The organism is Geminicoccus flavidas (assembly GCF_009806515.1).
GTDB lineage: Bacteria > Pseudomonadota > Alphaproteobacteria > Geminicoccales > Geminicoccaceae > Geminicoccus > Geminicoccus flavidus.
This window is the reverse complement of record NZ_WUJP01000913.1, coordinates 1-4217: the sequence shown is the minus strand read 5'-3', so window position 1 is coordinate 4217 and position 4217 is coordinate 1. Positions and strand designations below refer to the sequence as shown.

Below are 4217 nucleotides of genomic sequence, written 5' to 3'. Positions count from 1 at the left end.
GGTTGCCGGTGGCGGGCACGCCGTTCAGCTCGTGGAAGGCGCTCATCACGGCGCCGGCGCCGGCGGCGAACGCGGCCTCGAACGGCGGCAGGTAGACCTCGTGCAGGGTCGGCAGCGAGATCTCCACGCCCGCATAATCGAGCCCCGCCTCGGCGGCACCATAGGCGGCAAAATGCTTGGGCGTGGCCAGCAGTGCGTCGGGCTTCGCCAGATCGTCGGCCTGAAAGCCCTGGACCCGGGCCTCGGCGAACAGCCGGCCGAGCAGGACATCCTCGCCGGCACCCTCGACCACCCGGCCCCAGCGCTGGTCACGGCCGATGTCGACCATGGGGGCGAAGGTCTGGTGGATGCCGCTGGCAGCGGCTTCGCGGGCGGCCGCGCGCGCGGTCTGGCGGGCCAGTTCCGGATCCCAGCTCGCCGCCTCGGCGAGCGGCACCGGGAAGATCGTGCGCAGGCCGTGGACGATGTCGGCGGCGAACAGGAGCGGGATGCCCAGCCGGCTTTCCTCGACCGCCAGGTGCTGCAGGCTCCGCCCTGCGGCAGCGCCGACGCCGTTGAACAGCGCACCCAGCCGGCCGCCCCGGATCAGGCGGGCCATGCGCGCCTGATCCTTGTCCAGGCCCTCCGTGTCGCCGGGATTGACTCCGGTGGGCCGCCAGCGGAACGGGTCGGCCAGCAGGGTGAGCTGCCCGGCCTTCTCCTCGATCGTCATCGCGGCGATGAGACGATCGATCCGCAGCCGGTCGTCCGCCGAAACGGCGGCCATAGCTCTGCTGGTCAGCAGCATGAGCATGGTGGCGGTCATGCCCAGTGCTGCGCGCCGCGGGAGAAGCGGGCCTCCCGCCGCGGCCGGGCGATCAGGCGTCGGCCTCATCCAGGTTGGCATGCTCAGCCATCACCGCGAACAGCTGCTCCCAGTCCAGAGGCTTGACCAGGATGCGGTTCATGCCGACGTCCAGGCAGCGCTGGTATTCTTCCGGCATGATACTGGCGGTGATCCCGATGATCGGCGTGGCATTGCGGGGTGCCGGCAGCTCCCGGATCAGCCGCGTCGCCTCGATGCCGTCCATCACCGGCATCTGGATGTCCATCAGCACGACGTCGAAGCGGCCGCGCACCACCATCTCGACCGCCTCGACGCCGTTGCGGGCCGAGGTCACCTGATGGCCGTAGCGGCTCAGCATCTGCAGGAGCAACTTGCGGTTGACGGCGCCATCGTCGACCACCAGCACGCGGAGCGGCGGGAGGTCGCTGGCGTTCAGCAGGACCGGGTTGGGCGCCGAGCCGATGGGCAGCGTCACCTCGAACCAGAACCGGCTGCCGACACCCTGGGTGCTCTCGACGCCGATCTCGCCGCCCATGGCCTCGATCAGCCGCTTGCTGATCGCCAGGCCCAGGCCGATGCCGCCATGGCTGCGCCGGGTAGGCGTGCCGTCCAGGTCGAACGAACGGAACAGGCGGGCCACCTTCTCCGGCGCCATGCCGATGCCGGTATCGGTGATGTCGACCCGCAGCCGCGCCGCACCCTCCGCCACGGCATGCCGCACCTGCACCGTCACGCTGCCGCGATTGGTGAACTTCAGGGCGTTGCCGGTGAGGTTGAGCAGGACCTGGCGCAGTCGGCGCGGGTCGCCTCGGACCACCGCCGGGAGCTGCTCGTCGACGTCGAAGTGAAACTCTAGGCCGAGCTCGCTGGCCTGAGGCGTCAGGAAGGCGCGGGTCTGGTCCAGCACCTCGCGCAGCGAGAACTCGACATTGTCGACCTGGAGCCGGCCGGCCTCGCTGCGGGAGAAGTCGAGCAGGTCGTTCACGATCGCCAGGAGATGGCGGCCGGAAGTGCGGATCGTCTCCAGGTAGGTCTTCTCACCCGGCGGCAGGTCCGATTGGCCGAGCAGGTCGACCATGCCCAGCACCGCGGTGATCGGGGTGCGGAACTCGTGGCCCATTGCGGATAGGAAGTTGACCTTGGCGCTGCGCGCCTCGTCGGCGATCTGCCGCGCGATGCGCAGATCGGCTAGCAGGCGGGCGCGCTCCGCCTGGGCGACACCTGCCGCCAGCACCGTCAGGGCGGCCGCCAGCAGGGAGAACTGCCAGGCCAGCACGGTCCCGGCCGGAACGGGAGCACCGCCCAGCTCCCGGGCTACGAGCACGGCACCCATGGCTGCGGCCGCGGCCAACGTCAGGAGGAGGCCGGGGCGCAGGCCCAGGTGAAGGGCTGCCAGCATCAGGCAGGGCAGCGCCAGGATCGGCAGATAGGGGAACAGGGGCGGGACGGCGGCAGCCCAGCTCGAGGCGGCAGCGGTCAGCAGCAGCACTGCCAGGAACACCAGGCCGAGGCGCCATCCAGGCAGCCCTCTGGCCAGCACCAGCGGCACCAGCAGGAGCAGGCCCAGTGCGCTGGCGGCATAGGCCCCGCCGGCGGCCAGGAGGTCGGGTGGCTGCCCCTGGAAGTGGTCCACGGCGATGGCCGCCAGCGTGGTGAGGGCGGGCACCAGGAGGGCCACGGCCCCGAACCACAGGGACCCCGCCGGCTGCTCGATCCGCGCGCGGTTGCCGTGCCGGAGGATGGCAGTGGCCAATCCGGCCTCCACCAGATGCAGCAGCGAGGCTTCCAGGGCCGGCCGGAATGGCTGGCCCGCCAGCAGCAGCCCGGCCAGGGTCGCGACCAAGCCCAGTGCGGCCATGGCCGGAAGGGCGGCCCGGCTGCACAACAGCAGCCCGACCAGCAGGACGGCACTGACCGGGTTCAGCAGCACCACCGCGCCGCCCGGCCCGGCCAGCCACCCCGTCGCCAGTGCCCCCAGCAGCACCAGGACGCCGATGGCGGCGAGGGAGCGGGCACTCTGCTGCGCTCGTGCCGTCGAGAGGATCTGTGTGCTTGCGAGGCGTTCAGGCACCTGGCTACCGCCGATCGTTCAGCTCTCGGTTCAATCGCCCGGCGCCTTCGCAGACCCGGATGACCGCCGGAAGTATCAGCCGGGGTGTGCGCAAGGCAAGCATGGTGCGCTGAAAGCTCGCATTTCTTGAAGAGATGCCAATCATCCAGAGCCTTCCAATGTATAGATGATGAATTTTTCTGTGCAGATCAAAGGCTATTAGAACGATTCAAAATCTCGCAAGAAAGCCGGTAGTCCCATAGCGGACATTCTCATTGATTTCCGGTTTGTGCTGGAATCCTTTCCTGGCGCTCGACGACTGGCAGCCGGCGGTATCACTGGCGAGGCCAGGGCCGGCTCGTCCGCGCGGCCACGCTCTATCCTTCGCGCCGGGTGGGCGGCTGGAGCAGGCGGGATCACGGCAGCAGGCGAATCGCCACGCTGCGACCTTTTGAGCCAGTTCCGCCTGGTCCGCAAGGTGACGCGCGGCCTGCAAATCCTCTTTCGTTGACTGTAGTTATAAGACATTCTCCCAGAAGTTGTTTTGCTGCCTCCTGCCGCTGCAGGATGCCGGCCAACAGAGGCGCGAGAGAGCAGGACGAGGAAAGTAGCTCGAGATGGTCATGGTCAACGTGAAAGTTTGTACTTGAGATTGTCCAGGACTCGCCCGGAGATTGCTATGATCTCTATGGATGCTGGCAGTTACTCATCCACCAAACGCGACGGTGCTGGGACTAGTCCAAGAGCAACATCCGCGTTCATCTGGAGTTAATGATTCGTCTTTCATTGCGTCCGGTGTCCTACAATCAAAAAGTGGATGAAATTTAATAAATTATGGTGTGACCCGATAGGTGGCCAAATGGCTGGAGGCAGATGAAGGCGGTGCGTCGCAGAACTACTTCGCCGGTCTTGGGCTCCCCCTGGTCGTGTGCTCCGGTTGCAAGCCCGGCTGGAGCAGTCTGCGGCGAAGGACTCGGCAATTCTGGTGCGGATCTGGTGATATAGACAACATCATTCGCAGATCTTTCAGTCGTCACGAAGATTTACTTCTGAAGTCTGTGCGGAAAAATGAAGTAAATCTGGAAAATAAATCATTTGAATACGACTTTTCCCGGTGATTTATCAGAGCAACACCCGGCGGCTAGCCGCTCGGCAACTTGAAACGCTCTAGTCGGCAAGCATTAGGAGCAAACAGATGGCTATCTCCCTGCGCAAGATGCGTGAGCTCGTCGGCTACTCCCGCGTGAGCCCGGATAAGCCTCGCGACGCCACCGTCACCCCGTTCCGCGGCCGCCGGGTGCGCACACCGGAACTGGAGCTGGAGCATCTGTCGGTGACGCT

Annotated in this window: 2 protein-coding genes; both read right to left on the bottom strand. The window is 66.5% G+C overall.

The genetic code is table 11. The annotated features are described in order from the left end of the window. Positions 1-793 (bottom strand): glycoside hydrolase family 3 N-terminal domain-containing protein (locus tag EQG76_RS26315; RefSeq protein WP_407925573.1); only part of this gene is annotated, 793 nt, incomplete at its 3' end. Positions 794-857: 64 nt separating this feature from the next. Continuing rightward, positions 858-2897, bottom strand: coding sequence for an ATP-binding protein (locus EQG76_RS26310; protein WP_159717809.1), 2040 nt, complete (start codon positions 2895-2897; stop codon positions 858-860). Between the last annotated feature and the right edge of the window lie 1320 nt (positions 2898-4217).